This window comes from Myceligenerans pegani (assembly GCF_014892515.1).
Classification (GTDB): Bacteria; Actinomycetota; Actinomycetes; order Actinomycetales; family Cellulomonadaceae; genus Myceligenerans; species Myceligenerans pegani.
In genome coordinates this window covers 1-23,152 of sequence record NZ_JADBGR010000085.1, presented here as the reverse complement: position 1 = coordinate 23,152, position 23,152 = coordinate 1, and the positions used below count along the sequence as shown (strand labels likewise).

At 68.6% G+C, this 23,152-nt stretch carries 29 protein-coding genes and 2 pseudogenes; 18 read left to right on the top strand and 13 right to left on the bottom strand.

The features are described 5' to 3' along the window. Positions 1 to 590, top strand: a 590-nt coding sequence (locus IIE03_RS12635; protein ID WP_225997695.1) for a hypothetical protein, incomplete at its 5' end; no start/stop codon positions are given. 247 nt (positions 591 to 837) lie between these two features. Here IIE03_RS12635 and IIE03_RS12630 read toward each other — a convergent pair. Next, on the bottom strand, positions 838 to 1,611 hold the full coding sequence (locus IIE03_RS12630) for an aminotransferase class IV (RefSeq protein WP_192863124.1): 774 nt from the start codon (positions 1,609 to 1,611) through the stop codon (positions 838 to 840). Between IIE03_RS12630 and IIE03_RS12625 the strand changes: the two are divergent. Together IIE03_RS12625 and IIE03_RS12620 are read left to right on the top strand one after the other, a co-directional pair. Continuing rightward, positions 1,610 to 2,827, top strand: a pseudogene (locus IIE03_RS12625) (class I tRNA ligase family protein); the annotation flags it as partial. The gene IIE03_RS12630 and the pseudogene IIE03_RS12625 sit on opposite strands and share 2 nt — an antisense overlap. A 76-nt stretch (positions 2,828 to 2,903) precedes the next feature. Beyond that, positions 2,904 to 3,158, top strand: coding sequence for a hypothetical protein (locus tag IIE03_RS12620; protein ID WP_192863123.1), 255 nt, complete (start codon positions 2,904 to 2,906; stop codon positions 3,156 to 3,158). Positions 3,159 to 3,231: 73 nt separating this feature from the next. Here the strand turns inward: IIE03_RS12620 and IIE03_RS12615 are convergent, their stop codons facing one another. The 3 genes from IIE03_RS12615 to IIE03_RS12605 all read right to left on the bottom strand — a co-directional run bounded on the left by IIE03_RS12615 (position 3,232) and on the right by IIE03_RS12605 (position 5,319). After that, entirely contained in the window at positions 3,232 to 3,876 is a 645-nt protein-coding gene (locus IIE03_RS12615) for a TetR/AcrR family transcriptional regulator (protein WP_192863122.1), read from the bottom strand. A 162-nt stretch (positions 3,877 to 4,038) separates the two neighbouring features. Further along, a complete protein-coding gene (locus IIE03_RS12610) occupies positions 4,039 to 4,551 on the bottom strand; it encodes a hypothetical protein (protein ID WP_192863121.1) in 513 nt (170 codons plus the stop codon). Between the two features lie 63 nt (positions 4,552 to 4,614). Next, entirely contained in the window at positions 4,615 to 5,319 is a 705-nt protein-coding gene (locus IIE03_RS12605) for a sigma-70 family RNA polymerase sigma factor (protein ID WP_192863120.1), read from the bottom strand. Between the two features lie 753 nt (positions 5,320 to 6,072). On the opposite strand from IIE03_RS12605, the gene IIE03_RS12600 reads away from it, so the two are divergent. The 3 genes from IIE03_RS12600 to IIE03_RS12590 are packed head-to-tail and all read left to right on the top strand — an operon-like array spanning position 6,073 to position 7,693. Further along, complete coding sequence (locus IIE03_RS12600) at positions 6,073 to 6,666, top strand: molybdopterin-dependent oxidoreductase (protein WP_192863119.1); 594 nt, start codon at positions 6,073 to 6,075, stop codon at positions 6,664 to 6,666. Then, positions 6,663 to 7,427, top strand: coding sequence for an FAD-binding oxidoreductase (locus tag IIE03_RS12595; RefSeq protein WP_318842958.1), 765 nt, complete (start codon positions 6,663 to 6,665; stop codon positions 7,425 to 7,427). The genes IIE03_RS12600 and IIE03_RS12595 overlap by 4 nt, the downstream gene beginning before the upstream one ends. Beyond that, positions 7,427 to 7,693 (top strand): DUF6510 family protein, encoded by a 267-nt coding sequence (locus IIE03_RS12590; protein ID WP_192863118.1) that lies wholly within the window; start codon positions 7,427 to 7,429, stop codon positions 7,691 to 7,693. Before IIE03_RS12595 ends, IIE03_RS12590 begins: the two co-directional genes overlap by 1 nt. Positions 7,694 to 7,748: 55 nt before the next feature. Here the strand turns inward: IIE03_RS12590 and IIE03_RS12585 are convergent, their stop codons facing one another. The 3 genes from IIE03_RS12585 to IIE03_RS12575 are packed head-to-tail and all read right to left on the bottom strand — an operon-like array spanning position 7,749 to position 9,805. Further along, a complete protein-coding gene (locus IIE03_RS12585) occupies positions 7,749 to 8,693 on the bottom strand; it encodes an NADP-dependent oxidoreductase (protein ID WP_192863117.1) in 945 nt (314 codons plus the stop codon). Between the two features lie 30 nt (positions 8,694 to 8,723). Then, positions 8,724 to 9,335 carry a uracil-DNA glycosylase family protein gene (locus IIE03_RS12580; RefSeq protein ID WP_192863116.1) on the bottom strand — a complete coding sequence of 204 codons (612 nt, stop codon included), beginning with the start codon at positions 9,333 to 9,335 and terminating at the stop codon, positions 8,724 to 8,726. Beyond that, a complete protein-coding gene (locus tag IIE03_RS12575) occupies positions 9,332 to 9,805 on the bottom strand; it encodes a GNAT family N-acetyltransferase (RefSeq protein ID WP_192863115.1) in 474 nt (157 codons plus the stop codon). Before IIE03_RS12575 ends, IIE03_RS12580 begins: the two co-directional genes overlap by 4 nt. 290 nt (positions 9,806 to 10,095) lie before the next feature. On the opposite strand from IIE03_RS12575, the gene IIE03_RS12570 reads away from it, so the two are divergent. Next, a complete protein-coding gene (locus tag IIE03_RS12570) occupies positions 10,096 to 10,662 on the top strand; it encodes a GNAT family N-acetyltransferase (protein WP_192863114.1) in 567 nt (188 codons plus the stop codon). Positions 10,663 to 10,737: 75 nt separating this feature from the next. On the opposite strand, the gene IIE03_RS12565 is transcribed toward IIE03_RS12570, so the two are convergent. From IIE03_RS12565 to trxA, 3 genes are read right to left on the bottom strand one after another with little or no spacing between them, the layout of a single operon-like run. Beyond that, positions 10,738 to 11,112 (bottom strand): GNAT family N-acetyltransferase, encoded by a 375-nt coding sequence (locus tag IIE03_RS12565; protein WP_192863113.1) that lies wholly within the window; start codon positions 11,110 to 11,112, stop codon positions 10,738 to 10,740. A 3-nt stretch (positions 11,113 to 11,115) separates the two neighbouring features. Continuing rightward, positions 11,116 to 11,670: a peptide-methionine (S)-S-oxide reductase MsrA gene (msrA, locus tag IIE03_RS12560; protein ID WP_192863112.1), complete on the bottom strand. Its 555-nt coding sequence runs from the start codon at positions 11,668 to 11,670 to the stop codon at positions 11,116 to 11,118. A gap of 26 nt (positions 11,671 to 11,696) precedes the next feature. After that, on the bottom strand, positions 11,697 to 12,077 hold the full coding sequence (trxA, locus tag IIE03_RS12555) for a thioredoxin (RefSeq protein WP_192863111.1): 381 nt from the start codon (positions 12,075 to 12,077) through the stop codon (positions 11,697 to 11,699). Between the two features lie 246 nt (positions 12,078 to 12,323). Between trxA and IIE03_RS12550 the strand changes: the two genes are divergently transcribed. The 3 genes from IIE03_RS12550 (at position 12,324) to IIE03_RS12540 (ending at position 15,438) form a co-directional block, all read left to right on the top strand. Beyond that, positions 12,324 to 13,241, top strand: a complete 918-nt coding sequence (locus IIE03_RS12550) for an NADP-dependent oxidoreductase (RefSeq protein WP_192863110.1) — start codon at positions 12,324 to 12,326, stop codon at positions 13,239 to 13,241. Between the two features lie 10 nt (positions 13,242 to 13,251). Further along, positions 13,252 to 14,646, top strand: coding sequence for a dihydrolipoyl dehydrogenase (gene lpdA, locus IIE03_RS12545; protein ID WP_192863109.1), 1,395 nt, complete (start codon positions 13,252 to 13,254; stop codon positions 14,644 to 14,646). A gap of 66 nt (positions 14,647 to 14,712) precedes the next feature. Then, positions 14,713 to 15,438, top strand: coding sequence for a DNA-3-methyladenine glycosylase family protein (locus IIE03_RS12540; protein ID WP_225997696.1), 726 nt, complete (start codon positions 14,713 to 14,715; stop codon positions 15,436 to 15,438). Here the strand turns inward: IIE03_RS12540 and IIE03_RS12535 are convergent. From IIE03_RS12535 to IIE03_RS12525, 3 genes and pseudogenes are all read right to left on the bottom strand, one after another. Beyond that, positions 15,408 to 16,025: a GNAT family N-acetyltransferase gene (locus IIE03_RS12535; RefSeq protein WP_192863107.1), complete on the bottom strand. Its 618-nt coding sequence runs from the start codon at positions 16,023 to 16,025 to the stop codon at positions 15,408 to 15,410. The two genes, IIE03_RS12540 and IIE03_RS12535, sit on opposite strands and share 31 nt — an antisense overlap. After that, the gene (locus tag IIE03_RS12530) at positions 16,018 to 16,503 is read right to left on the bottom strand and encodes a carboxymuconolactone decarboxylase family protein (protein ID WP_192863106.1); all 486 of its coding nucleotides are present in this window, start codon (positions 16,501 to 16,503) and stop codon (positions 16,018 to 16,020) included. Before IIE03_RS12530 ends, IIE03_RS12535 begins: the two co-directional genes overlap by 8 nt. Before the next feature lie 46 nt (positions 16,504 to 16,549). Then, positions 16,550 to 16,906 (bottom strand): annotated as a pseudogene (locus IIE03_RS12525) (heavy metal translocating P-type ATPase); the annotation flags it as partial. A gap of 565 nt (positions 16,907 to 17,471) precedes the next feature. On the opposite strand from IIE03_RS12525, the gene IIE03_RS12520 reads away from it, so the two are divergent. The 8 genes from IIE03_RS12520 to IIE03_RS12485 form a co-directional block, all read left to right on the top strand. Next, positions 17,472 to 18,242: an SDR family NAD(P)-dependent oxidoreductase gene (locus IIE03_RS12520; RefSeq protein WP_192863105.1), complete on the top strand. Its 771-nt coding sequence runs from the start codon at positions 17,472 to 17,474 to the stop codon at positions 18,240 to 18,242. A 177-nt stretch (positions 18,243 to 18,419) separates the two neighbouring features. Next, positions 18,420 to 18,626 carry a peptide methionine sulfoxide reductase gene (locus IIE03_RS12515; RefSeq protein ID WP_225997693.1) on the top strand — a complete coding sequence of 69 codons (207 nt, stop codon included), beginning with the start codon at positions 18,420 to 18,422 and terminating at the stop codon, positions 18,624 to 18,626. A gap of 49 nt (positions 18,627 to 18,675) precedes the next feature. Then, complete coding sequence (gene msrB / locus IIE03_RS12510; RefSeq protein WP_192863103.1) at positions 18,676 to 19,152, top strand: peptide-methionine (R)-S-oxide reductase MsrB; 477 nt, start codon at positions 18,676 to 18,678, stop codon at positions 19,150 to 19,152. Positions 19,153 to 19,319: 167 nt separating this feature from the next. Continuing rightward, the gene (gene tal / locus IIE03_RS12505) at positions 19,320 to 20,450 is read left to right on the top strand and encodes a transaldolase (RefSeq protein WP_192863102.1); all 1,131 of its coding nucleotides are present in this window, start codon (positions 19,320 to 19,322) and stop codon (positions 20,448 to 20,450) included. Between the two features lie 61 nt (positions 20,451 to 20,511). After that, positions 20,512 to 20,838, top strand: coding sequence for a hypothetical protein (locus IIE03_RS12500; RefSeq protein ID WP_192863101.1), 327 nt, complete (start codon positions 20,512 to 20,514; stop codon positions 20,836 to 20,838). 158 nt (positions 20,839 to 20,996) lie between these two features. Continuing rightward, positions 20,997 to 21,494: a Dps family protein gene (locus IIE03_RS12495; RefSeq protein ID WP_192863100.1), complete on the top strand. Its 498-nt coding sequence runs from the start codon at positions 20,997 to 20,999 to the stop codon at positions 21,492 to 21,494. 88 nt (positions 21,495 to 21,582) lie between these two features. Continuing rightward, complete coding sequence (locus IIE03_RS12490) at positions 21,583 to 22,032, top strand: DUF5709 domain-containing protein (protein ID WP_192863099.1); 450 nt, start codon at positions 21,583 to 21,585, stop codon at positions 22,030 to 22,032. A gap of 29 nt (positions 22,033 to 22,061) precedes the next feature. After that, a partial coding sequence (locus IIE03_RS12485) for a cytochrome c oxidase subunit I (protein WP_192863098.1) occupies positions 22,062 to 23,152 on the top strand: 1,091 nt, incomplete at its 3' end.

Below are 23,152 nucleotides of genomic sequence, written 5' to 3'. Positions count from 1 at the left end.
GAACAGGGGGCGAGTGCGTCATGAGTGAGATCACCGAGTGCCCGCGGTGCGGTGCCCACAACGTCGTCAACCGGCAACCGGTCGACGACGAGGGCTGGTGGACCTGCCGGGCCTGCCAGGCACACGGGCCGGGCGACGTCGAGCGTTGCCTGTGGGGAGAGGCCGAGCATCCCGCCGAGCCGGGGTACCTCATGTGCACCGAGCACCTGGCCGAGCACCTCGCCCGGTACGGGCCGGGGGCGCGGGCGAAGGACGGTGACCGGCTGGTCGAGCAGCTGGAGCTGGACGAGGCCGGCCGCGCCACCGTCGTCCGCGCGCTCGCCGCGCCCGCGCTGGCGTTGATGGTGTACGCCGCCTTCGACCACCGCACCGGCCGCGTGGACGGCCGCAGGGTCTGCGTCAAGTGCGGGGACGAGCTGGACGGCGACGAGGACGACGACGTCGCCCTGATCCTCCACCGCCTGACCGCCGTGGGCCACCGCATCGCGGGCGCTCCCGTTCCGCCGTCGGGGCCTCCCGGCCCCGTGCTCGGAGTCGAGCACGTTTCGAGCACGGTGGCCGTCGCGGGCGCCGAAGAACCCGCACGGTAGCTCCGGGACGGCCCCTGACACCGCCCGATCGCCCACCGCGAAAAAGTGTGCCATGCGTTCGTGGTGACGAGAAGTCGACCTGCCGCGTCGGCCCGCCAGCTGGATCGGCCGTTGCACGGGAGTGTGGCTCTGGTCGGTCCTGGCTAGCAGCCGAGATCGAGCTTGACGCGTGCGACGGACTGCACGCCGGGGCGTGGGGAGCGTGCCGCCTGCAAGGCTGGGCATGTCCGGCAGCCCGGGGGAGTGGTCACACGGGCTGCGGTGTGATCTTCAGGTAGTTCTCGCGCAGGGTGGCGATGATGGGGTGTTCGTCGTCGAAGTCGTGGTCGTCGATGCGAGCGATGGCGCGTACTCCGACCGCGGCGTTCGTCGCGAACGCGGCCGGGAAGCTCGGGACCTCCTCGATGCGGATCGTCCGGTAGTGGCTGGGGTTGGCGGCGCGCAGGAGTTCCATCGTGAGGCCTGGCAGGACGGGTGCGTCGGGCCAGATGATGTCGGTGCGGTCGAAGAGGCCGATGTTCCAGGTGGCGCCTTCGGAGACGAGTCCGTCGTGGGCGGTGAACAGGACGTCGTCGTGCCCGGCGAGCCGGGCGGTGCGGCGGTGAGCGATCGTGGCGAACAAGCCGGTCGACGTCACCTGCGGCAGGTCACGCTCGTACACGCACGTGTGCACGTCGAGCGGTGCCGAGGTAAGCGGGCAGGCAGGCCGCGTGGTGACCAGGATGCGCGGCTGGGTCGCGGTCTCGGGATGCCCGAGGTTCAACTCCGGGTCGTAGTCGGTCACCCGGACCACGACCGAGCCCGACGCCGGAACCGCCCGCCGGACCAGCAGCCTCACGCGGTCCACGTCGAGGTCGACGTCGAACAGCGCCTTCGCGTCCCTGGACAGTCGTCGAGCCGGGCCGTCTGATCGCGGTCGACTACGTCCCGCCGCTCCAAGGGTGCACCGATGGGCTGATCGGCACGGACCTCCCGGCCGCTGCTGGGTTGAGGCGGCCGTGACCTGGAACACTATGCGCATGAGTATTCCCGCCTCCTCCGGGCCGACGGACCCGGCCGTGCCTGCACCCGACACAACACGGAGCCCTGCGCCCGCTGCGGTAGCCGGGACAGGGGTCGTACGCGCGGTGGTCAAGGAGGTGCCGGACAAGGTCAGCCTGGATGGTCTGGAGGCCAAGTTCGACGAGCGCTGGCGTGTTGAGCGGACCTTCGCGTTCGACCGCACCAAGACTCGCGAGGAGATCTTCTCGATCGACACGCCGCCGCCGACTGTTTCGGGCTCCCTGCATGTGGGGCACGTGTTCGGCTACACGGCCACGGACATCGTGGCGCGCTTCAAGCGCATGCGGGGCTGCGAGGTCTTCTATCCCATGGGCTGGGACGACAACGGTCTCCCGACCGAGCGCCGCGTCCAGAACTACTACGGCGTGCGCGTCGATCTCTCGCTGCCCTACGTCGAGGGGTTCGAGCCGCCCCGTCAGGGCGCTGACGGCAAGAGTGTCAAGGCCGCCGACCAGGTCCCGGTCAGCCGCCGCAATTTCATCGAGCTGTGTGAGCGTCTCACGGCGGACGACGAGAAGCAGTTCGAGGCACTCTGGCGCCGTCTTGGTCTGTCGGTCGACTGGTCGCTGACCTACCAGACCATCGACGACGCCTCTCGCGCCACCGCGCAGCGTGCGTTCGTGCGTAACCTGCAGCGCGGCGAGGCCTACCAGGCCGAGGCGCCGGGCTTGTGGGACGTCACGTTCCAGACAGCTGTCGCCCAGGCCGAGCTGGAGGCCCGGGACTACCCCGGCCACTTCCACAAGGTCGGCTTCCACCGGGCCGGCGGCGAGCCCGTCTACATCGAGACCACGCGCCCGGAGCTGATCCCTGCCGTCGTCGCGCTGATCGCGCACCCCGACGACGAGCGGTACCAGCATTTGTTCGGCACCACCGTGACCTCGCCGCTGTTCGGCGTGGAGGTCCCGGTCCTCGCGCACCACGCCGCCGAGCCGGACAAGGGCGCAGGCATCGCGATGTGCTGCACCTTCGGTGACCTGACCGACGTGCAGTGGTGGCGCGAGCTGAAGCTGCCAACCCGCTCGATCATCAACCGCGACGGCCGCATCACCCGCGAGGTGCCCGCCTGGATCGAGGGCGGCGCCGGCGAGGCCTTGTTCGGTGAGATCTCCGGCATGACGACGTTCAGTGCCCGCAAGGCCATCGTCGAGGCCCTGCGCACCTCGGGCGAGCTTCGGTGCCCGAAGAATACGACTTGAGCAATGACACGCCCCTCTTACGACAGAAGCGGAAAGTTATACCCGGCCCTCTTTGCGAAGTCTCGGGCGCCTCGGAGACCTCTCTAGGAGATCTCGGCTCAGCAACCCACCGGGGGTACGAGGCTCCCAGCTCAGCCCGGCGACCGACGAGGTCGACCTCGGGACGGTGGAGGTCGCCTCCCTCGCACCCGGCGTCTACGCAGCCGACGTCGTGCTGCCGACCACGGGCGAATCGGAGGTCCAGGTGTCGCTGCGAACCACGGAGTTCGACAACCCGGTCCGGACGGTCACTTTCGAGGTGCCCTGACGGCACACGGCGGCCCGCACTGCGCACGCGCCGTCGGAGGGCTGGCCGAGGGGGTCGGGTGGGCCTGAGGCGCCTATGACGCGGCGCGGCTCTGCACGGTCAGGCTCTCCAGGTGGGAAAGCGCCACGTCGATCGCCGTGGCCATCGGTTCGACGTCCCGGGCGGTCTGGGCGAGGAGATAGCCGCCTTGGAGGGAGGCGAGGAATCCCACGGCCAGGCGAGTGGTGTCGGCCGACTCGGCCAGGACGCCCGTGTCCTTCATGCGGTCGAGAGCCTCGTTGAGCAGGCGCTGCCAGGTGCCGAACAACTCCTCGAGCATGCTCCGCGCCAAGGCGTCGTGGTCGGACACCTCGTTCGCCAGCGACCCCAGCGGGCAGCCGTACATGCCGTGACGCAGCGCGTTGGCCTTGACCAGGGCGTCTCGCCAGCGCCGCAGCCCGGCCAGGGTCGAGACGTTTCCGAGCATGTTGGTCTCTCGGATGATGGTGTCTTCCCCGACCTGTGCGACAACGGCCCGGACCAGGGCGTGCTTGTCGTCGAAGTGGCGATAGAACTGAGACTTGCTCGCGCCGCTCGCGACGATGACATCGTCCAGGGTGGTCCCACCGATTCCCTGCACGTACATCAGCTCCGCGGCCGCGGTGACGATCCGTGCCCTCGTTCTCACCCCGCGTGCGGTCAGCCGGACCGCCGGGCTTTCGTCCGAGTTCTCGTTCACAGCGACATCGTACTGATGCAGTGGGGACCCGTTCCCGAGGTGGCGCCCGAACCGCGGGCACCTTCCGCAACGGGACCACGGCCCACGCCCTGGCCGCCAGGCAGGTGGCCCGCACGTCCACCACGGGCCGGCACCGGCCGCCGGACTCGTCCGGAATTGGCGCTAGTCGGAGCGTCGCCCGCGCGGAGCATCCGGTCGCTGGAGCACCATCACGGGAGCCAGCGCGATATCGAGCGCGGCTTCGAGGGAATCCCTGTCATCCGCCAGCCAGCTCAGAGTGGCGCCGCCGTGCAGAGCCGCCAGGATCGCGACCGCCAGGTTCTCCGAGTCCTCGGTCACCGCTCCAGTCGGCGAGCGCGCGCCAGGGCTCCGGTCGGCCTGCCGTAGCCCCACACGTTCGAGCGTCCGGGCAATCAGCACCTGCCAGCACCTCAGGAACTCGCCCTGCCGGCAGGATCCCTGACCACGTCGTAGCGCCAGCGCATAAGGAGATCGGCGATCCATCACCTCACGGACGACACGCATCCGCCAGTGCGCGAGGTCGCCGGCGCAGGAAACCTTCGCCAGCCAGTGCTCCTCGGCGTCGAGGACCGCCCGAAACTGTTCAGCGACATCGCCGTCGGCTCTCGCGCCGTCCGCTCGCGTGGACTCAGCGCTAGCACCCCCGCTTCTCACCGCTGCGTTCGTCCCCTCGTGAGAGCACCGGTCCGCCGGCGGCCGGTGGTATTCGCCCGAAGCTTAACGGGACGATTTAGTCCAGTTCAAGTTGGCGGACGATGCCGGGAGGTGCTGAGCGGGGCTCTGTGGGGCACGCCGGGCAGGGTGGATCTCGGGAAGGTAGCCTGCGGTGACCAGGGCTGCGCGAAGCTTCTTGCGGGCGTCGAACAGGACCTTGTACAGCGCGTTCCTCGTCGAGCCGAGCTCCTCGGCCAGGGTCTCCATCGGGACGTCGTTCACCACGGTCGCGACGAAGACGGTGCGCTGCCGCTCCGAGAGGCACTCCTCGACGGCGGTCGACACCGTTTCGACGAACTCGGAGGCCTGCACCTCGTCCTCGGGGGCCACCTGGAACCTGGTGGCCAGCCGTGACCAGTCCTCCTGTTCGTACGGCACGTCGTGACGCCGCCAGGGGTGCCGGTTCATCTTCGTGGCGACGTCGAAGATGACGAACTTGCATGCCCACGTCGTGAACCTGGACTCGCCTCGGAAGCGGTCCAGCCGCTGGCTGATCGCCATGAGCGCGTCGCTCGCGGCCTGGTGGGCGATGTCCTCCAGCTCCGGGCCGGACATGTGCAAGGACGAGGCGCGTCGTGCCGCCTCGCTCCTCGCCACGCGCAGCAGGAGCGAGTAGAGCTCCTCGCAGGCGGTCTCGCGAACCGATCCGGTTGCGCCGAGGCTGCACAGCCACCTGCGATTCTCGTGAGCGATCTGGAGATCGTCCATCGCGTCCCACCCCTCTGACCTCCGCCGGCCCAGGGGAGGCCGGCGCCCGCCGTGTTGTGCGCGCCCCCTCGTGGTTCGAGGACGTCGCCACACGGTAGACCGGACTATATAGTCCAGACAACACGGCAGTTCCAAGCCTACGACGCATGTTCTCGGTCTTGATGGTCCACTTCTGTCAGGCCTATCGGTGGCGGCCGTCGAACCGTCTCCTGCTGCGCGACGTAAGACCTCTCCGGGCTCCGTCGTCTCACGTACTGAATCCACGGACACAGGAAGATCGCACTGCGGGGCAACGGTTCCAGGTCTCGCGGATATCGACAGGCGGGGACATGCTTGAGGTTGGCCTGGGGGAAGAGTGCAGCACAGCCAAGGAACATCGGGTGATGGGTACTGGGCGAGGCTGGACCTGTTCCTGCGGACCGACCCGAACGATCCCGGCTGCGCCAGGTGCAGAGAGGAGATGGACGTCTATGCGGAGCTGTGCGTCAGGGGCGGGTCTCCTGCCGTGGGCGTCCCGGGAGTCGCCGCTCACCTGGAATCGTGTGGCGACTGCCGCGAAGAACTCGCCGGCCTCGTGGCATCGCTCCGGGAGGGGCTTCACCTCGACTGACACTCACCCGACCGACACTCGGCGGCCACGAGGCGCTCCGACCCGGACGGCGTCACGCCTCTCGTGCCCGTGGACCACCGATGTCCGGGGAACCGACCCGAACCGGGGCACCGAGCCCGCCACAACGTCAGATTGGAGGCCATATGTCGTTCACAACCCGCGGCTTTTCCGGCCGCAGACGCCAGCCTGAAACCCGCCTGCCGCCCGGCCAGACACTGGTCGAGAAGTGGCCCGTCCTCAGCGCCGGGCCGACGCCGGTCGTGGATACGGCGGACTGGGAGCTCACGATCCAGGACGAAACCGGCACCGATCACCGGTGGAACTGGGACGAGCTCATCGCGCTCGGAGTCGAGGACATCACGGTCGACATCCACTGCGTCACCCACTGGTCCAAGCTCGGCATGGCCTGGCGTGGTGTGAGCCTGGACAAGCTGTTCGAGCACGTCGGATCCCGGCACCAGTACGTCATGGCGCACTCCCACGGCGGATACACGACGAACCTGCCGCTCGAGGACCTGCTGGGCGGCAAGGCCTGGATCGCCATCGAGGCCGAAGGCCGCCCCTTGCATCCCGAGCACGGCGGGCCGGCCCGTCTGCTGGTCCCGCACCTGTACTTCTGGAAGAGCGCCAAATGGATCCGGGGCCTGACGATGATGCCCGGCAACGACCCCGGGTTCTGGGAACGGTACGGCTACCACATCCACGGCGACCCGTGGCAGGAGCAGCGGTACCGGTGAACGCCCTGCACACGGCCGCGATGCCCGACCAGCCCCGAGCACGCACGGCATGGCACACGGCGACGATCGTCGAGAAGCTCGCGGAGACGCCCCACGCCGTCCGCCTGACCCTGGCCGCACCGACCTGGCCCGGGAGCGAACCCGGAACACACCTCGACGTGCGTCTCACCGCCCCGGACGGCTACCAGGCCAGCCGGTCCTACTCGGTCGCGTCCTCGACACCGGCCGGCAACGTGGTCCTCGCGATCGACGAGCTACCGGACGGCGAGGTCTCACCCTTCCTGGTCCAGGACGCCCGGCCGGGCGACCAGCTCGAGATCCACGGCCCGCTCGGGTCGTACTTCACCTGGCTTCCGGGCCGGAGCGACCGGCCCGTCCAGCTCATCGCCGGCGGCTCCGGCGTCGTCCCGCTCTACGCGATCGCTCTCGCGCACGATGCCGCCGGCGACCCCGCCCATCTCCAGCTGCTCTACTCCGTCCGCACGCCCGCCGAGGTCTTCTTCGCCGATGAACTCGCCGCCCTGACCGGGCCCACGTTCGGCCTCGACCTCGTCTACACGCGCGAGGCACCGCACGACTGGCCCGACCCGATCGGCCGCCTCACCAGGGAAACACTGGCGGCCCGCACGATCCCGGCGTCGCAACGACCGCACATCTACGTCTGCGGTTCCACGGGATTCGTCGAGACCATCACGCCCTGGCTGGTCGACCTCGGCCACTCCGCCACGGACGTACTCACCGAACGCTTCGGAGGACTCTGATGCCACGCCACCTCGACGGAAACGCGCTCGCGGGCGTGCTCTCCGAAGTGTTCACGGCCGATGTGACCGCGGCGCGGGCCCGATGCGGCAACTGCGGGAACACGGCCCCCGTCGCGGAAGCGATGGTCTACCCCGACGCTCCTGGACTCGTGGCCCGCTGCGTGCGCTGCAACCACGTGCTCGCCGTGGTCGTCGAGGCCGGTGACCGCCTCGTTCTCAGCCTCGCGGGCCTGGACACCCTCGAACTGCGCGCGCCGCGGGCCTGATCGGCGAACCGCTGCTCCGCTCCTCCTTCGGCCGTGGCCCGCCGTCTTTCGTTTCTCACGGGCGAGCGCGGATGATCGTCTTCCCCGCGATCCGCTCGGTCGGGTTGAAGGCCGCGACGGCGTCGTCGAGCGAGGCGACCTGCCCGATGTTCGTCCGCAGCTGACCGTGCTGCAGCCGCCGGGCGATCTCGCCGAGTTGCGCGCGCTCGGGCACGACCACGAAGTCGACCGCCCGGCCGCCTGCCGGCCGCGCCTCGGGGCTGCCGACGACACTCACGAGGGTTCCCCCGGCCCGGACCAGACGGGCGGATCGGTGTCCGAGGGCGCCTCCGAGGACGTCGAGAACCAGATCGACTCCGCCGGCATCCTCCAGCGTGTCGTTGTCGAGGTCGACGAACTCCTGTGCGCCGAAGCCGAGCGCCGCCCGGCGATGGGCGGCGCGTCCTGTGCCGATGACATAGGCGCCGTGTTGCCGTGCGAGCTGCGTCGCCATCGAACCGACCACCCCGGCCGCGCCGTGCACGAGGACGCTCTGCCCGGCGAGGAGGTGACCGTGCTCGAACAGCGCCTGCCACGCCGTCAGGCCCGCCATCGCGGCACCGGCGCCGGTCGTGAAGTCGACCGTGGCCGGGAGCGGCGCAAGGTTGCGCGCCTCGACCACGACGTACTCCGCCAGCGTGCCGTCGCGGGTCCAGTCGGTCAGGCCGAAGACCCGCTGGCCGACCGACAGCCCTGCCGCTCCGTAGCTGAGGGAAGCGACCACACCGGCCACCTCGTGGCCGGGGATCGACGGCGTCCGGTCGCGGCCGAGGCGATCGATCCACGTCGAGGGCCACTCCAGCTCGTTCCCGGTGAATCCCGAGGCATGAACCTCGACGACGACGTCGCCGTAGTTCGCGCCCTCGAGGCCGGCGAGTCTCGCCGTGTCCGGGTCTGGCCTCTCCGCCAGCCTCATTCCCGACGTTCCCGCGGTTCGATCCGTGACGACGATCGCTTTCATGTGCAGCTCTCCTTCTGCGACGAGATCCGGCTACTCCGCCAGGGCCGAGGCGACCCGTGCCCGGAGTACGGGAAGCACGTCGGTGGTGAACCACGGATTGCGAGCCTGCCAGCGGAAGTTCAGGGGCGAGGGGTGCGCGACCGGGATGATTGCGGGCAGGTACTCACGGAAGGCATGGACGGTCTCGGTGAGGTTCCGTTTCGCCCGGTCGGCGAGGTAGTACTGCTGGGCGTAGCTGCCGATCAGGACGGTCAGCCGGATCTGCGGCATCAGGTCCAGCACCGGGGGGTGCCAACGCGGGGCGAACGACTTGCGGGGCGGCAGGTCGCCCGTGCTGCCCTTGCCCGGGTAGTAGAAGTCCATCGGCAGCACGGCGAAGCGCTCCGGGTCGCGGAACTCGTTCTCGGTGACGCCGAGCCACTCGAAGAGCTTCGTCCCGCTCGCGTCGTTCCACGGGAGTCCGCTCTCCTGTGCCTGGCGTCCGGGCGCCTGCCCGATGACCGCGACGCGGGCGTGGGGGCCGGCGGTGTAGAGCGGGGAGTAGCCCAGTTCGCGTGCCCAGGCGTTCTCGGGATCCGCGACGACGGCGGCGCGGATGGACTCGAAGCTCGTGCCGCCGGCCTGCGCGGAAGGGGGTCTCACCGGCTTGCCACCCTCACCACGCCGGGGTGCTCGGGGTCGACGACGTCGCGGTACTCGGGATGCCTGTCGATGAAGGTCCGCACGATGGGGCACAGGATGGTCGCGGTCTTCCCCTGCGCACGGATGTCGTCGAGCACGCGGTGAATGAGTTCGGTGGCGGCTCCCTGGTTGCGGAACTGCGGGAAGATCGAGACCGCGAGGAGCACGACTCGATCCCCGGCGTCGTTGTAGGTCAGGCCACCGATCTCCTGGTCGCCGGTGAGCGCGTCGTAGATGCCGGCCCGTTCGTCCTTGACGATCGTGAGCTCGGGGCCTCGGTGGCGATCGCCGGTGACCTCGCCGATGAGGGCCTTCTGATCGTCGTCGAGCGGGCCGGCCCGGTGCGGGCTGGTGGGCCCGTCGGGGTGCCCGGCGGGGGTCGGGGGAGTATCTGTCGGGGGAGTGTCTGGGGTATCGCCCGGGTCGGTCACGAGGTGTCCTTTCGAATGACGGGCAGGAGAATCGCTGTCGGGGCGCCTGCCGGTACGCCCATGATGGTTAGTGACACCCGCACGGCGATCCATACGCGGGGCTGCGCTCCGAACACGGGAGCGCGGTGTGGCGCCATGGCTCGTCCCTCGGAATCCGCCGTGCCACGCCATGCCCGAGGCCCATAACTGGACTATATAGTCCAGCTTGCGTCGCGTCACGGCCGGTCCACCGCCGACGGCGTGCCCGGGCGGCCGAGCAGCGGTGCCTTGACCACAACCCAGGAGGAGAAATGAGTCATTCGATCACGATCAACGGTACGACGATCGAGACGGCACGCCTTCGACTACGGCCCTGGCGAGTGGACGACGCCGGTCGAGCGCTGGACATCTACGGTGAAGCCGACGTCGCGCGCTGGCTGGCCCCTGCGATGCACAGGATCGAGGACGCCGAGAAGATGAGGACCGTGGTCGCGCGGTGGGTGGAGGAGACGGCCGAGAAGGCGGGCAGGCCCACGGGCCGCTGGGCGATCGAGGATCTCTCCAGCGGGGAGCTCATCGGCTCGGGCCAGATCCTCGGCCTTCCCCCGGAGGGGGAGGACCTCGAGCTCGGCTACCAGTTCGCGCCCAGGGCCTGGGGCCAGGGGCGTGGCTCCGAGGCGGGTCACGCTCTCGCGCACTACGCGTTCCAGCACGACGAGGAGGAGGTGTTCGCGGTCGTCCGCCCCGGTAACCACCGCGGGATCAGGACCGCGCGGGAGATCGGCATGGAGTGGGTCGGCGAGACCACGAAGTACTACGACCTGCGGCTGCAGGTCTTCCGACTGCGCAAGGGCGACCTCGACGTGGCGAGCCGGTAGCGGGACGACGTCGGGCGGGCGCAGCCGGCTCGCGTCCGGCTGGGCCCGCCCTGGGTCACCTGTGCGGCACCGACCTCACGACGGCGTCGCACGCCCACGTTCGGCAGCGGCACGGTCCGGAAAGCCGGGATGCCTGGCATCGACGAGATCGCCGTACCGCTCGTTGCCGGCCAGATGGTCCGCCACGAAGGGGCAGATCGCCGTGACCGTTCCCTGGCGGGATCGGATCTCGTCCAGCACGGCCTCGACGAGGATGCGCCCGATGCCCTGCCCTCGATGGGCCTGGTCGACCTCCGTGTGCAGGAGGGCATAGCGGTTCGGCCTCAGGTGTTCGTACCGCATCCACGCCATCGCCAGGCCGTTCCGGACGAGTTCGAACCTTCCGTCGGTCACCTCGTCCCGAAGCTTGTCCGCGCCGTGTCCGAGTTCTTCTTCACCGGTGTTGTTCATAGGTCACGCAGTCCTGGCGTCGCGACGGGGAAGCACCCAGTTCGGGCGCGGGAAGTGGCACGTGTAGCCGTTCGGATACGTGATCAGGTAGTCCTGGTGCTCAGGTTCGGCCTCCCAGAACGGTCCGGCGGGCTCGATGGTCGTCACGGCCTTGCCCGGCCACAGGCCTGAGGCGTCGACGTCGGCGATCGTGTCCCGGGCGATCTTCTCCTGCTCGGGGGTGAGCGGAAAGATCGCCGAGCGGTAGCTCGCTCCGATGTCGTTCCCCTGGCGGTTGAGGGTCGACGGGTCGTGGATCTGGAAGAAGAACGCCAGGATGTCCCGGTAGCTCGTCCGCGTCGGGTCGAAGACGATCTCGACAGCTTCCGCGTGTCCGGGGTGGTTGCGGTAGGTCGCGTGGTCGTTCCGGCCGCCGGTGTATCCGACCCGCGTGTCGAGCACCCCGGGTTGCCGGCGGATGAGATCCTCCATGCCCCAGAAGCACCCTCCGGCGAGGACGGCCGTCTCGGTGCCCGGCGTCCGAGTGATCTGTCCTGTGTCGTCGATTCCACTGGTCATGATGCGTCCTCCTTGGTCTCGCCCGGTCAGTTCTCGCGCGCCGGATCGTTGTCGTGAGCGGCGATGTGCTCGTGGACCTCGCGCATGTCGATCTTCTTGACCGCATCGACGACCTGCGCGAGAGCCGGGGCCGGCAGGGCGCCCGCCTGACTGAACACCAGGACGCCCTGGCGGAATGCCATCAGTGTCGGGATCGCGGTGATCGCTGCGGCCGCCGCGGTCCGCTGGGCGGCCTCGGTGTCGAGCTTTCCGTGGACCACTTCTGGATTGTCCTTCGCCGACTGCTCGAAGACCGGAGCGAACTGTCGGCACGGGCCGCACCACCTTGCCCAGAAGTCGACGAGCACGATGTCGTTGTCCTGGATGACCCTGTCGAAGTTGCTGTCCGTGAGTTCGATGGTCGTCATGATCTGCCTCTCCTCGACGTGGCACCACAGAGTGTCCGGGCGACCCAGCGCCGATGTCATTGAGTCTCGATTCCTCGTATGGTCTTACCAACGACCGGTCTTACCAACGATCTCGCGCGGGTGCGGGAACCCCTCGCCGGATCTCCGCGCGGCCGGGAGGTAAGACATCCGCGGTCCGCTGTCGCTAACTCTGGTGAACCCCGATGCGGTGACGGGCAACAGCACACTGGACACAGGAGGTGCCAGATGAAAGCGATCGTGGTGAGAGACGAGACCGCGGGAACGGCCGGGATGGAGCTGGCCGAGTGCCCGCAGCCGGAGCCGGCCGGGAACGACGTCGTCGTCCAGGTACATGCGTCAGGATTCACGCGCGGGGAGCTGACGTGGCCGGGAACATGGACCGACCGCCTCGGCCGTGACCGGACTCCGTCCATCCCCGGCCACGAACTGGCGGGCGTCGTCAGCGAGCTCGGCTACGGCACGAGGGGACTGTCGGTCGGCCAGCGGGTGTTCGGGCTCACGGACTGGACCCGCGACGGCACGCTCGCCGAGTACGTGGCCGTGGAGGCCCGCAATCTCGCGCCCCTACCAGGCGATATCGACTTCACGGTGGGCGCGAGCCTGCCCATCTCGGGCCTGACCGCATGGCAGGGACTGTTCGTCCACGGCCGCTTCGAGGCCGGGCACACCGTTCTCGTGCACGGCGCGGCCGGCGGGGTCGGGTCGATGGTGACCCAGCTCGCTCGCGAGGCCGGCGCCTACCTCATCGGCACCGGACGTGCCACCGACCGTCAGGCGGCGCTCGACCTCGGTGTGCAGGAGTTCGTCGACCTCGACAACGACACGCTGGAGGACGTCGGCGGGGTCGATCTCGTCTTCGACGTCATCGGCGGAGACATCGGGAGCCGCTCGGCCGGTCTGGTCCGGGCGGGAGGAATGCTGGTGACCATCGCCGGACCGCCCGAGGCGCGGCCGGCCGACGGCCTGGCGGTCGACTTCGTCGTCGAGTCCGATCGCACGCAGCTCAACGAGATCGCCCAGCGGGTCCGGGACGGACGGCTGCGCGTGAACATCGGCAGCGTGGCGTCGCTCGACGACGCGGTCGCCGCTCTCAACCCGACAGAGCGGATCGACGGAAAGACGATCATCCGAGTCCGCCCCTGAGGACCGCCTCGTGACTCATTTCGACGTCCTCGTCCTCGGCGCGGGGCCCGGCGGTTACGTCGCCGCCATCCGCGCCGCACAGCTCGGACTGTCGGTCGCCGTCGTGGAGGAGAAGTACTGGGGCGGCGTCTGCCTCAACGTCGGCTGCATTCCGTCGAAGGCGCTGCTGCGCAACGCCGAGATCGCGCACATCATCACCCGTGAGAAGGACACGTTCGGCATCACGGGTGAGGCGGCCATGGACTACGGCGTCACGCACCGACGCAGTCGCCGCGTCGCCGACGCGAGTGCCAAGGGCGTGCACTACCTGATGAAGAAGAACAGGATCACCGAGATCGACGGCTGGGGCACCCTGACCGGGCCCAGGTCGATCGAGGTGTCCAACGGGTCTCGCACCGTGCCGCACACCTTCGACAACCTGATTCTCGCCGTCGGCGCCACGGTGCGACTGATTCCGGGTGTCACGCTCTCGAAGAACGTGGTCACCTATGAGCAGCAGATCCTCACCGACCGCCTGCCGGCGTCGATCGTCATCGGTGGTTCGGGCGCGATCGGCGTGGAGTTCGCGTACGTACTCAAGAACTTCGGCGTCGACGTGACCATCGTGGAGTTCCTGGACCGGATGGTGCCGACCGAGGACCGCGACGTGTCCAAGGAGCTTCTCCGGGCCTACACGAAGCTGGGCGTGAACGTACTGCTCTCCACGGCGGTCAGAGGTGTCGAGGACACCGGCGACGGCGTGCGCGTGACGGTGGCGCCCTCGGCGGGCGGCGACGAGCGGGTGATCGAGGCCGACACGTTCCTCGCGGCCTTCGGCTTCACGCCACGCACGACGGGCTTCGGCCTGGAGACCGCCGGGATCGCACTCACCGACCGCGGTGCGATCGCGGTCGACGCCCGGGGCCGCACCAACGTCGAGGGCGTCTATGCGATCGGTGACTGCACCGGCAAGCTGATGCTCGCTCACACGGCCGAGGCGATGGGCGTGGTCGCCGCCGAGACGATCGCCGGCGCGGAGACCATGGAGATCAATGTCGACATGATTCCGCGTGCGACGTTCTGCCAGCCGCAGATCGCATCGTTCGGGTACTCCGAGGCCCAGGCGAAGGAGAAGGGATACGACGTCAAGGTCGCGCAGTTCCCGTTCTCGGCCAACGGCAAGGCCCGAGGCATGGCGGAAGGAGTCGGGTTCGTCAAGGTCGTCGCGGATGCGACCTACAACGAGTTGCTCGGCGCGCACATGATCGGCCCGGAGGTCACCGAGCTGCTGCCGGCCTTGACCCTGGCTCAGCAGTGGGACCTGACGGCGGACGAGGTGGCCCGCAACATCTTCGCCCACCCGACCCTGTCGGAGGCGATGAAAGAAGCTGTTGAGGGCATCGCTGGTCACATGATCAACTTCTGATCCGTTCCGGAGCGTCAGCTCCTACTGGACTATGTCGTCCACTTCTGCGAGCCTGATGGGGTGACCATGACTCGCACGGGGAAGCGTGCGACCAAGGAGCAGCGCGCAGCCGCCGAGTACTTGGGCTCGCTCGACGACTCACTCGCCCGGTGGGTGCGGTCGACCGGACCGATCGATGCCTACGACGCGCACCTGCCCGTCGCGGTGGGCAGTCCGCTCGAATGGCTCTCTTTCGCCGTCGTTTCGCGGCAACTCAGCAGGGCATCCAGCTTGGCGATATACGGCCGGCTTGTCGCGCGATTCGGTGGCACCATCACCGCCGCGCGCGTCGTCTCGGCCGACGAGCAGGCCCTGCGCGACGCCGGGTTGTCGCACCAGAAGGCGCGGACGATCCGTGCCCTCGCCGAACGCGTGGATGACGGGCGGTTGGACACGGACGAGCTCGCGACCATGACGGATGCGGAGATCCATGCCGGCCTCGTGGCCGTACCCGGCATCGGCCCGTCGTCGGCGCACCGGTTCATGCTGCACTACCTGCGCAGACCAGACGTCTTCCCGTCCGGCGACCTTGCTGTGCGCAAAGCGATCACCGCACTCGATCACCTGGACGGCGTGATCACACCGAAGGCTGCCGAGCGGCGGAGCGAACCGTGGCAGCCGTATCGGTCGTATGCCACGTCGTACCTGTGGGGCTACATGTGGCGGGCGCACGAGGCGACGGAAGTCCGGGCTCCGCAGCGAGAACTCGCCGACGAGGGAGGTCACCAGTCGTCCAGCCCGTCGGGGTCGTAGGAGTGGTCCAGCGAGATCCCTGGCCGGATGTTGTGGAGGTCGGCCCGGCCCATCCGCAGCACCTCCAGCCTGACGCCATGGTGTGCCCAGTCGACGTCGTCGACTGCCGTCATTCCGAGCCGCTTGGCGACGGCGAGGCCGGCGGTGTTCCGCGCCGGTATCGCGACGAAGACCTCGTCGACGTCGTCGGCGAGGAACGCCTGGTGTGCGAGAGCGTGCCCGATCTGTGCGGCCACGCCGTGACCGCGGGCGGCGGGCCGCAGGTGCCATCCCATGACGAGCTGGGGAGCGTGCGGACCGAACGGGAGCAGTGTCGCCCCGCCGAGGACCCGGCCGTCGTCGGCCGACTCGACGGCCCACATGCCCTGTGGCACAGGACGCCGGGACGACCGCCGATCCCAGTCCGCCAGCAGTTCCCGCATCTCGGTGATGTCGCGCACCGGCTGTCGCAGGCCGATCGCCTGGGCCGTTCCAGGGTCCCCGTAGATCTCGAACGCTCCCTCGGCATCCTCGGCGGACCAGGACCGCAGGATCAGCGTCGCCGTGACGATGCGGTCGGGCTCGATGACGACGTGCAGGTCATCCATGGTCGTTTGCCCCCGGGGCGGCGCCTTCGGCCATCTTCAGCCGGGTCCAGACGTTCATGTTGATGACGATCCCGACGATCTCGAGGATCTCCTCCGGCGAGAAATGGTCGGCGAGCGCGTTGTGGCGGGCATCGAATTCGCCGGCGACGGTCGCATCCGCGACACGAGTGAGTGCTTCGGTGTAGGCGAGAGCGGCACTGGCCGCCGCGTCGTGGAAGTCTGTCTCCCACCAGGCGGTCAGAGTGTCGATCACCGGTCGAGGGATACCGGCGTCGCGCGCCGCCTCGTAGTGGAGATTGAGGCAGTAGGCGCAGTTGTTGATCTGGGACACCCGCAGGCGCAGGAGCTCGGCAAGCCCGCGGTCGATGCGCAAGCTGGCCTTGTAGCCGAACGCATCGGCGCCGTGGCGGGCGAGCCCGGCCAGGTCCTTGTTGGCCGAACTGTCGGCGCGCCGGTTGGTGATAGTGGCGTCGGTCATCTCGCTTGCTCCTGTCGTGAGTGGCATCCGCGCGGATCGATCTGGGTCAGATCGCGGCCGGACGCAGGTCGATGCGGCGTAGAAACTGGACGTTGATCGCCACGATCATCGTGGACGAACTCATCAGGAACGCACCGACCGCCAAGGGCAGAACGAAGCCGGTCCACGCGAGCACGCCCGCGGCCAGCGGAAGGGCGAGCACGTTGTATCCCGCCGCCCACCACAGATTCTGCTGCATCTTGCGGTAGCTCGCCCTGGACAGTGCCGCGACGGCGACCACGCCCCGTGGATCATCCGATGCCAGGACGATTCCGGCGGTCTCGATCGCCACGTCCGTGCCGGCTCCGATGGCAATCCCGACGTCGGCGCGAGCCAGCGCGGGTGCGTCGTTGACGCGGTCCCGGAACATCTTCGGGTCGTGACCCGCGTGGCTGTGCTGGTCCGCGTGTTCGGGACTGCCGTGGTGGCCGGAGGCCCCGTAGCCACGGCCGCCGACACGTGCGTCGGTGCTCGTGCGCACCGGATTCATGTGCGCCGGATGGCCCACGCGGCCGTCGTGGTGGGTCTCGTGGCTCCCGTCCGGGCTTCCGGACCGGTCCGTCGTCGCGCCGCTGATGCGCCGAGCATCGGCAGCCGTGTGCTCGTGCCTGGTCATTCGTGCCTCCGGGTCGACGTCGTCGTCCAGGTATACACCGCAGAAGAGTGGACTTTCTAGTCCCAAGCTTTGCTGGAGCGGACCGCGGCGGCCGAGTCGCTGCCAGATGCTGCACCGATGCCGGATCGCGGTAATGATCGGCATGCTCGGGGAAGCCGGTGAGCCGGGGCCACATCTGGGCGCGGCCTTTGCCGGGCTTCAAAGTGGACTTGACCGACCAGTTATGCCGCGGCTACGTTCGACGGATCCGGCCGTGCGCCTCCGCGGGAGACCAACCGTGCGGCAGGGGATCGACGAGGAAGGACCAACTGTCATGAACGAGGGATTCGAAGGTCGTAAGGTCGTCGTCATCGGTGGCAGCAGTGGCATCGGTCGCAAGACCGCGGAGAACGTGATCGCGGCGGGCGGCAGCGCCGTGATCATCGGCCGCCCGGGTCAGAAGCTCGACGATGCCGTGGCAGGTCTTCAGCGCTCCGGCGACGCGTGGTCGGTCGCGGCCGACCTGACGGACCGCGATCACGTCGTCGAGGCTCGCAAGCAGCTGGCGGAGAACCACGCGGACGCAACCCTCCTCGTCAACTCGGCCGGAATCGTCCGGCTCAAGACCTTCCTCGACCACGAGGGCGCGGACTACGACTCCTACCACGACCTCAACAGGGCGACGTTCTTCCTGACCCAGACCGTCGTCCAGGGCATGGTCGCCGGCGGGCGGGGCGGCGCCATCGTGAACGTCGGCGCCATGTGGGCGCACCAAGCCCTCGCCGTGACACCGTCGTCGGCGTTCTCCATGGCCAAGGCGGGCCTGCACGCGCTCACGCACAACCTGGCCATCGAACTCGCCGGTGAGGGCATCCGTGTCAACGCGGTGGCCCCAGCCGTCACCGATACGCCCCACTTCGACTGGCTTCCCGCCGATCAGCGCGAAGCCACGCTGCAGCAGATGGCCGGCCTGCACCCGCTCGGCCGGGTCGGCACCCCCGACGACCTGGCAGCCGCGATCGTCTTTCTTCTCTCGCCGGCCTCGAGCTGGACCACGGGTGCGATCCTCAACGTCGACGGGGGCGTCATGGCCGGGCGCAACTGACGTCGAAATGGAGCGCCGCGCGGAGCCGTTGGTCAGAGGACGAGGATGGTCCCGCGCAGGTGAGCCGACCGGTGCGTCTTTGAGGGGAAGAACTGAGGGGAACTGATGGGCCGATCTCCGGATCAAGAGCTCGACATCCTGGTCGGGAAGCTACCCGAGGGGTGGTCCCGTGCACGGATGGACGGGCAGACGTGGGGCGTGACGCGCACGACGCGCGCCGGGGGCAGGGTCATCTCGATCACCGCGGAACGCCTCGGCGACAGCGAACAGCTCGGCGCGAACGTGTGGATCACCGCCGAGGGTCCGGTCCTCAGGCCGTGTGAGGTCCCGGAGGAATCCGTCATGAAGTTTCTCCGCACCGCGGTGACCGAACGCTCCGCTTGAACGAACGCCTACGGGCCGCGTGCCCGGGAAACGAAGGACGGGAGACAACATGTCACACGAATACGACAAGACCCAGGAGGCGCTGAGCCGTCTCACGGACGCCCAGTTTCGCGTCACGCAGGAGGGCGGCACCGAGCCCGCATTTCGTAACGAGTACTGGAACAACCACGAGCCGGGAATCTACGTGGATGTGGTCTCCGGCCAACCACTGTTTTCTTCGACGGACAAGTACGACAGCGGCACCGGCTGGCCGAGCTTCACCAAGCCGATCAGCACGGACGCCGTGCGGTCGGTGACAGACCGGTCGCACGGAATGATCCGCACCGAGGTGCGATCCGCCGGGGCCGACAGCCACCTCGGGCATCTGTTCGACGACGGCCCCGCCCACGCGGGGGGCGAGCGGTATTGCATGAACTCGGCCGCACTGCGCTTCATCCCGGTGTCCGAGCTCGAGAAGCAGGGCTACGGCGAGTACCTGTCGCTGTTCGGGACAGCCGGCGTCCGCACCGAGGAGGACACACCGTGACGAGGCGCGGGTGCCTCCGGGATGCGCGTCACAACCAGAACGGGTAAGAGGTCCAGATCCCGAGCGACTAACGGCGAACAGGGCTCAGGACGTGCGCTCCAGGTCTGGGTCTCGCGGGGAATCCAGCCCCGTTCACCGAACTCCCCGCCTGCACGGAAGGACGGAACATGCCCGGGAACCTGCTCCGACAGATCCGCGACGAGGGTGTTTCCCCCTGGCTGGACGGGGTCACGCGCGACGAGTTGCACTCGGGGGCATTCCGAGCGCTCATCGACGACCTCGGCGTGTCGGGCGTGACGACGAACCCGACGCTCTTCGCCAAGTCGTTGTGCGGCGCGCCCGCGACCTACGAGGACGGGCTCGACGATCTCGCCGCGAGGGGAGTGGGCCCCGACGAGGCCGCCCGCCTTCTGGCCGCCCAGGACGCACGTGATGCCTGTGACATCTTGTGGACCGTCCATCAGGAGTCCGGAGGCCATGACGGATGGGTCTCCCTCGAGGTCGACCCCCGGTTCGCCGACGATGTCGAGGCGACGCTGGCGGAGGTCCGGGCCCTGGCGTGGCTCGTCGATCGGCCGAACCTGATGGTCAAGGTTCCCGCCACGCTCGCCGGCGTGTCCGCCGTTGCCGCGGCGACGGCCGAGGGGTACAGCATCAACGCGACCCTGATCTTCTCGGTCGAACGATATCTGGACATCCTCGGTGCCTACGCTGTCGGGCTCGAGCGAGCGATGGAGGCCGGCGTCGACCTCTCCGGCATCCACTCGGTGGCCTCCTTGTTCGTCTCGCGCGTCGATGCCGCGCTAGCGGCGCGGCCCCCGGGCGGGCAGCCGTCCGGTGAGGCGGGCACGGTGCTGCCCGGGCTCGCGAATGCGCGCAACGCCTACCGGGCCTTCTCCGAGGCGATGGGAACGAGCTCCTGGCGCGCGCTCGTCGCGGCGGGCGCGAACCCGCAACGGCTCCTGTGGGCATCGACCGGGGTCAAGGATCCGAAGCTCGACCCGACCACGTACGTCGCGGGACTGGCGCTACCCGGCACGGTCAGCACGATGCCGCGGGCAACCCTGACCGCCGCCGCCCAGGCACCCACCCAGCCTCTGGGCGGCGGTCCGACGGCGACCGATGTGACCGAGGAGATCAGAGCGCTGGCGGAGCTCGACGAGCTGAAGGACGAGCTGATGCCGGGCCTGCTTGCCAGCGGTGTCGCGCAGTTCCAGAAGTCGTGGCAGGTCGTCCTGGCCGTCGTCGGTGAACGGCTCGCCACCGCCCGGGCCGGCCGGTCGTCCGCTCAGCCCTAGCCCGCGGCGGTGCGCTCCGGCAGCTGGTGAGCGTCACCTCAGATCAACGAAGGAGAACCTGATGGGACAGATGGACCACGCCGTCCACGACGGCGACCCCGTGGCGGCACAAGCCCTGCCCGCCGCGCTCACTCGTGGCGTCCTCGTCTTCGCCGACGGCGCCACGCAGACGTTCACGACGGACGGGCAGCGAACGACGTACGTGGAGGACGGCAAGCCCACGCAGGGAACCTGGTCGGTCCTGGGGGACGGACGGTTCTCGTCGTTCTGGCCGCCGGACTATCGCGCGACCTACGTCGTCCGCTGGATCGTCGACGACGGTGTGCCCGTAGGCCTCAGCTTCACCGGGACGCGGGACGGGGCACGGTTCGACGGCCGGTACCAGTGACCCACGGAGCTCTGGGACACGCCCCGGTACGAAAGATGTGCCCGCCGGACCACACCCACCACGTGGAGGTCCGGACGGCCTCACAGCGGGGACCGCAGCCCGGCACACGACGGATCTGCGACCCGGACATCGGTGACGTACGACGACAGGAGAGATCCATGATCGCGGATCTGGCGGCACAGGATCACCCGGACGGTCCGGCCAGCTCGACAGCACAAGCCGAGTCCGTCGCGGGTCTTCTGCAGCCGGTCGTCGCCGACCTCATCGTGCTCGTGCTCTACGCGAAGAACGCACACTGGAACGTCAGCGGTCCGGGATTCCGGTCGGCGCACCTCGCTCTCGACGAACTCGTCGTGATCACGTCGTCGGCGGCGGATTCGGTCGCCGAGCGGCTCAGGGCCCTGGGGGTCGGTGTCGACGGGACTCCGCAGGCGGTGACGACAAGGATGGCGACGGTGTCACCTGTCGCTCACCCGACAGGCACCACGGTGCCCGTCATGCTGTCCTGGGTGGCCGACCTCATCGGGATCGTCACGACGCGCCTTCGCGCAGCGGCCGGCCGTGTCGGCCAGACCGATGCGCCGACCGGCGATCTGCTCAACGCCATCACGCTGGACCTGGAGAAGCAGAAGTGGCTCCTGAGCTCCGAATCGTGATCCGGCGATCGTCCGGGGCGCCGGGAACCAGCGGCACATCGAGACCCACCTCGGGTCGCCGTGCCCACGACAGAGGAGGTAGGGCGTCATGAGCGATGGACTCGACGACTACGGTACCGAGCAGGACGTGTTCGGATTGCTACCGCAGGACGAGAGCCTCGATGACGAGGAGATCGGCGGAGGCGAGGACGGGGCGGGATACTCCCCGCTCGACAAGCCTCTGGCGAGGGGCTGGGGCTTTACGCCCGAGGAGGTGGGCGGGCACGAGCCGCTCGCGATGAGGCTTGCCCGGGAGGTCTCCGAGCCGGTGGACGTCTTCCTGGGCGACGGCCTCGGAGACGCGTCCGACACGGACGGTGAGCTGATCGACGACCAGGTCGGCACGCTGAGGGCCGGTCGCCTGGTCTGGGCCGAACAGGACGGCACGGACCCGTCCTCGGATCTACGAGCAACCGACGTCGGGATCGATGGAGCGGGTGCCTCGGCCGAGGAAGCCGCGATCCATGTCGTTCTCGACGACGACGACCGGTTCGTGTGAGCGATGATCACCCCTGCGACGGCCTGAAGATGACCACCACTGCATCTCGCACCACGAAGGAGGCCGGTGCGGCTCCCGTGTCCGGCGGCCGGACGCTCGGTCGTACCGTCATCGCGTGGATCACCTCCACGGACCACAAGACGATCGGATACATGTACCTGGTCACGTCGTTCCTGTGGTTCTGTGTCGGCGGTCTCATGGCTCTGGCCATGCGCGCCGAGCTGTTCGAACCGGGAATCCAGCTGGTGCAGAGCAAGGAGCAGTACAACCAGCTCTTCACCATGCACGGCACGATCATGGCGCTGCTGTTCGCCACCCCGCTGTTCGCGGGCTTCGCGAACGTCATCATGCCGCTGCAGATCGGTGCGCCCGACGTCGCGTTCCCGCGGCTGAACATGTTCTCCTACTGGTTGTTCCTGTTCGGCGGACTCATCGCATCGGCCGGCTTTCTCACGCCGCAGGGTGCCGCCTCGTTCGGCTGGTTCGCCTACACCCCGTTGTCGACCGTCTCCTACAGTCCCGGGCTCGGCGGCGACCTCTGGGTCTTCGGACTGGCGCTGGGCGGCTTCGGGACCATTCTGGGTGCGGTCAACTTCATCACCACGATCATCACGATGCGCGCGCCGGGCATGACGATGTTCCGGATGCCGCTCTTCACCTGGAACACGCTGATCACGAGCCTGCTGGTCATTATGGCGTTCCCGCCGCTGGCCGCGGCGCTGTTCGCGCTGGGTGCCGACCGCCGGCTCGGGGCGCAGGTGTTCAACCCGGAGAACGGCGGGGCCATCCTCTGGCAGCACCTGTTCTGGTTCTTCGGGCACCCCGAGGTCTACATCATGGCAGTTCCCTTCTTCGGCATCGTGTCCGAGATACTTCCCGTGTTCTCTCGTAAACCGATCTTCGGCTACACGGGCCTGGTCTACGCGACCATCGCCATCGCAGCCCTGTCGATGACGGTGTGGGCGCACCACATGTATGTCACCGGTGCGGTCCTGCTGCCCTTCTTCGCTTTCACCACCATGCTGATCGCGGTGCCGACGGGCGTGAAGTTCTTCAACTGGATCGGCACGATGTGGCGAGGAAAACTCACGTTCGAGACACCGATGCTGTGGAGCATCGG

Bases quoted from the DNA above. Each gene is read 5' to 3' on its own strand.
- IIE03_RS12630 (WP_192863124.1), bottom strand. From the start codon at position 1,611: ATGCGCATAGTGTTCCAGGTCACGGCCGCCTCAACCCAGCAGCGGCCG.
- IIE03_RS12605 (WP_192863120.1), bottom strand. From the start codon at position 5,319: ATGGACGATCTCCAGATCGCTCACGAGAATCGCAGGTGGCTGTGCAGC.
- IIE03_RS12600 (WP_192863119.1), top strand. From the start codon at position 6,073: ATGTCGTTCACAACCCGCGGCTTTTCCGGCCGCAGACGCCAGCCTGAA.
- IIE03_RS12590 (WP_192863118.1), top strand. From the start codon at position 7,427: ATGCCACGCCACCTCGACGGAAACGCGCTCGCGGGCGTGCTCTCCGAA.
- IIE03_RS12585 (WP_192863117.1), bottom strand. From the start codon at position 8,693: ATGAAAGCGATCGTCGTCACGGATCGAACCGCGGGAACGTCGGGAATG.
- IIE03_RS12570 (WP_192863114.1), top strand. From the start codon at position 10,096: ATGAGTCATTCGATCACGATCAACGGTACGACGATCGAGACGGCACGC.
- IIE03_RS12565 (WP_192863113.1), bottom strand. From the start codon at position 11,112: ATGAACAACACCGGTGAAGAAGAACTCGGACACGGCGCGGACAAGCTT.
- msrA (WP_192863112.1), bottom strand. From the start codon at position 11,670: ATGACCAGTGGAATCGACGACACAGGACAGATCACTCGGACGCCGGGC.
- trxA (WP_192863111.1), bottom strand. From the start codon at position 12,077: ATGACGACCATCGAACTCACGGACAGCAACTTCGACAGGGTCATCCAG.
- IIE03_RS12550 (WP_192863110.1), top strand. From the start codon at position 12,324: ATGAAAGCGATCGTGGTGAGAGACGAGACCGCGGGAACGGCCGGGATG.
- IIE03_RS12540 (WP_225997696.1), top strand. From the start codon at position 14,713: ATGACTCGCACGGGGAAGCGTGCGACCAAGGAGCAGCGCGCAGCCGCC.
- IIE03_RS12535 (WP_192863107.1), bottom strand. From the start codon at position 16,025: ATGGATGACCTGCACGTCGTCATCGAGCCCGACCGCATCGTCACGGCG.
- IIE03_RS12530 (WP_192863106.1), bottom strand. From the start codon at position 16,503: ATGACCGACGCCACTATCACCAACCGGCGCGCCGACAGTTCGGCCAAC.
- IIE03_RS12520 (WP_192863105.1), top strand. From the start codon at position 17,472: ATGAACGAGGGATTCGAAGGTCGTAAGGTCGTCGTCATCGGTGGCAGC.
- IIE03_RS12515 (WP_225997693.1), top strand. From the start codon at position 18,420: ATGGACGGGCAGACGTGGGGCGTGACGCGCACGACGCGCGCCGGGGGC.
- msrB (WP_192863103.1), top strand. From the start codon at position 18,676: ATGTCACACGAATACGACAAGACCCAGGAGGCGCTGAGCCGTCTCACG.
- tal (WP_192863102.1), top strand. From the start codon at position 19,320: ATGCCCGGGAACCTGCTCCGACAGATCCGCGACGAGGGTGTTTCCCCC.
- IIE03_RS12500 (WP_192863101.1), top strand. From the start codon at position 20,512: ATGGGACAGATGGACCACGCCGTCCACGACGGCGACCCCGTGGCGGCA.
- IIE03_RS12495 (WP_192863100.1), top strand. From the start codon at position 20,997: ATGATCGCGGATCTGGCGGCACAGGATCACCCGGACGGTCCGGCCAGC.
- IIE03_RS12490 (WP_192863099.1), top strand. From the start codon at position 21,583: ATGAGCGATGGACTCGACGACTACGGTACCGAGCAGGACGTGTTCGGA.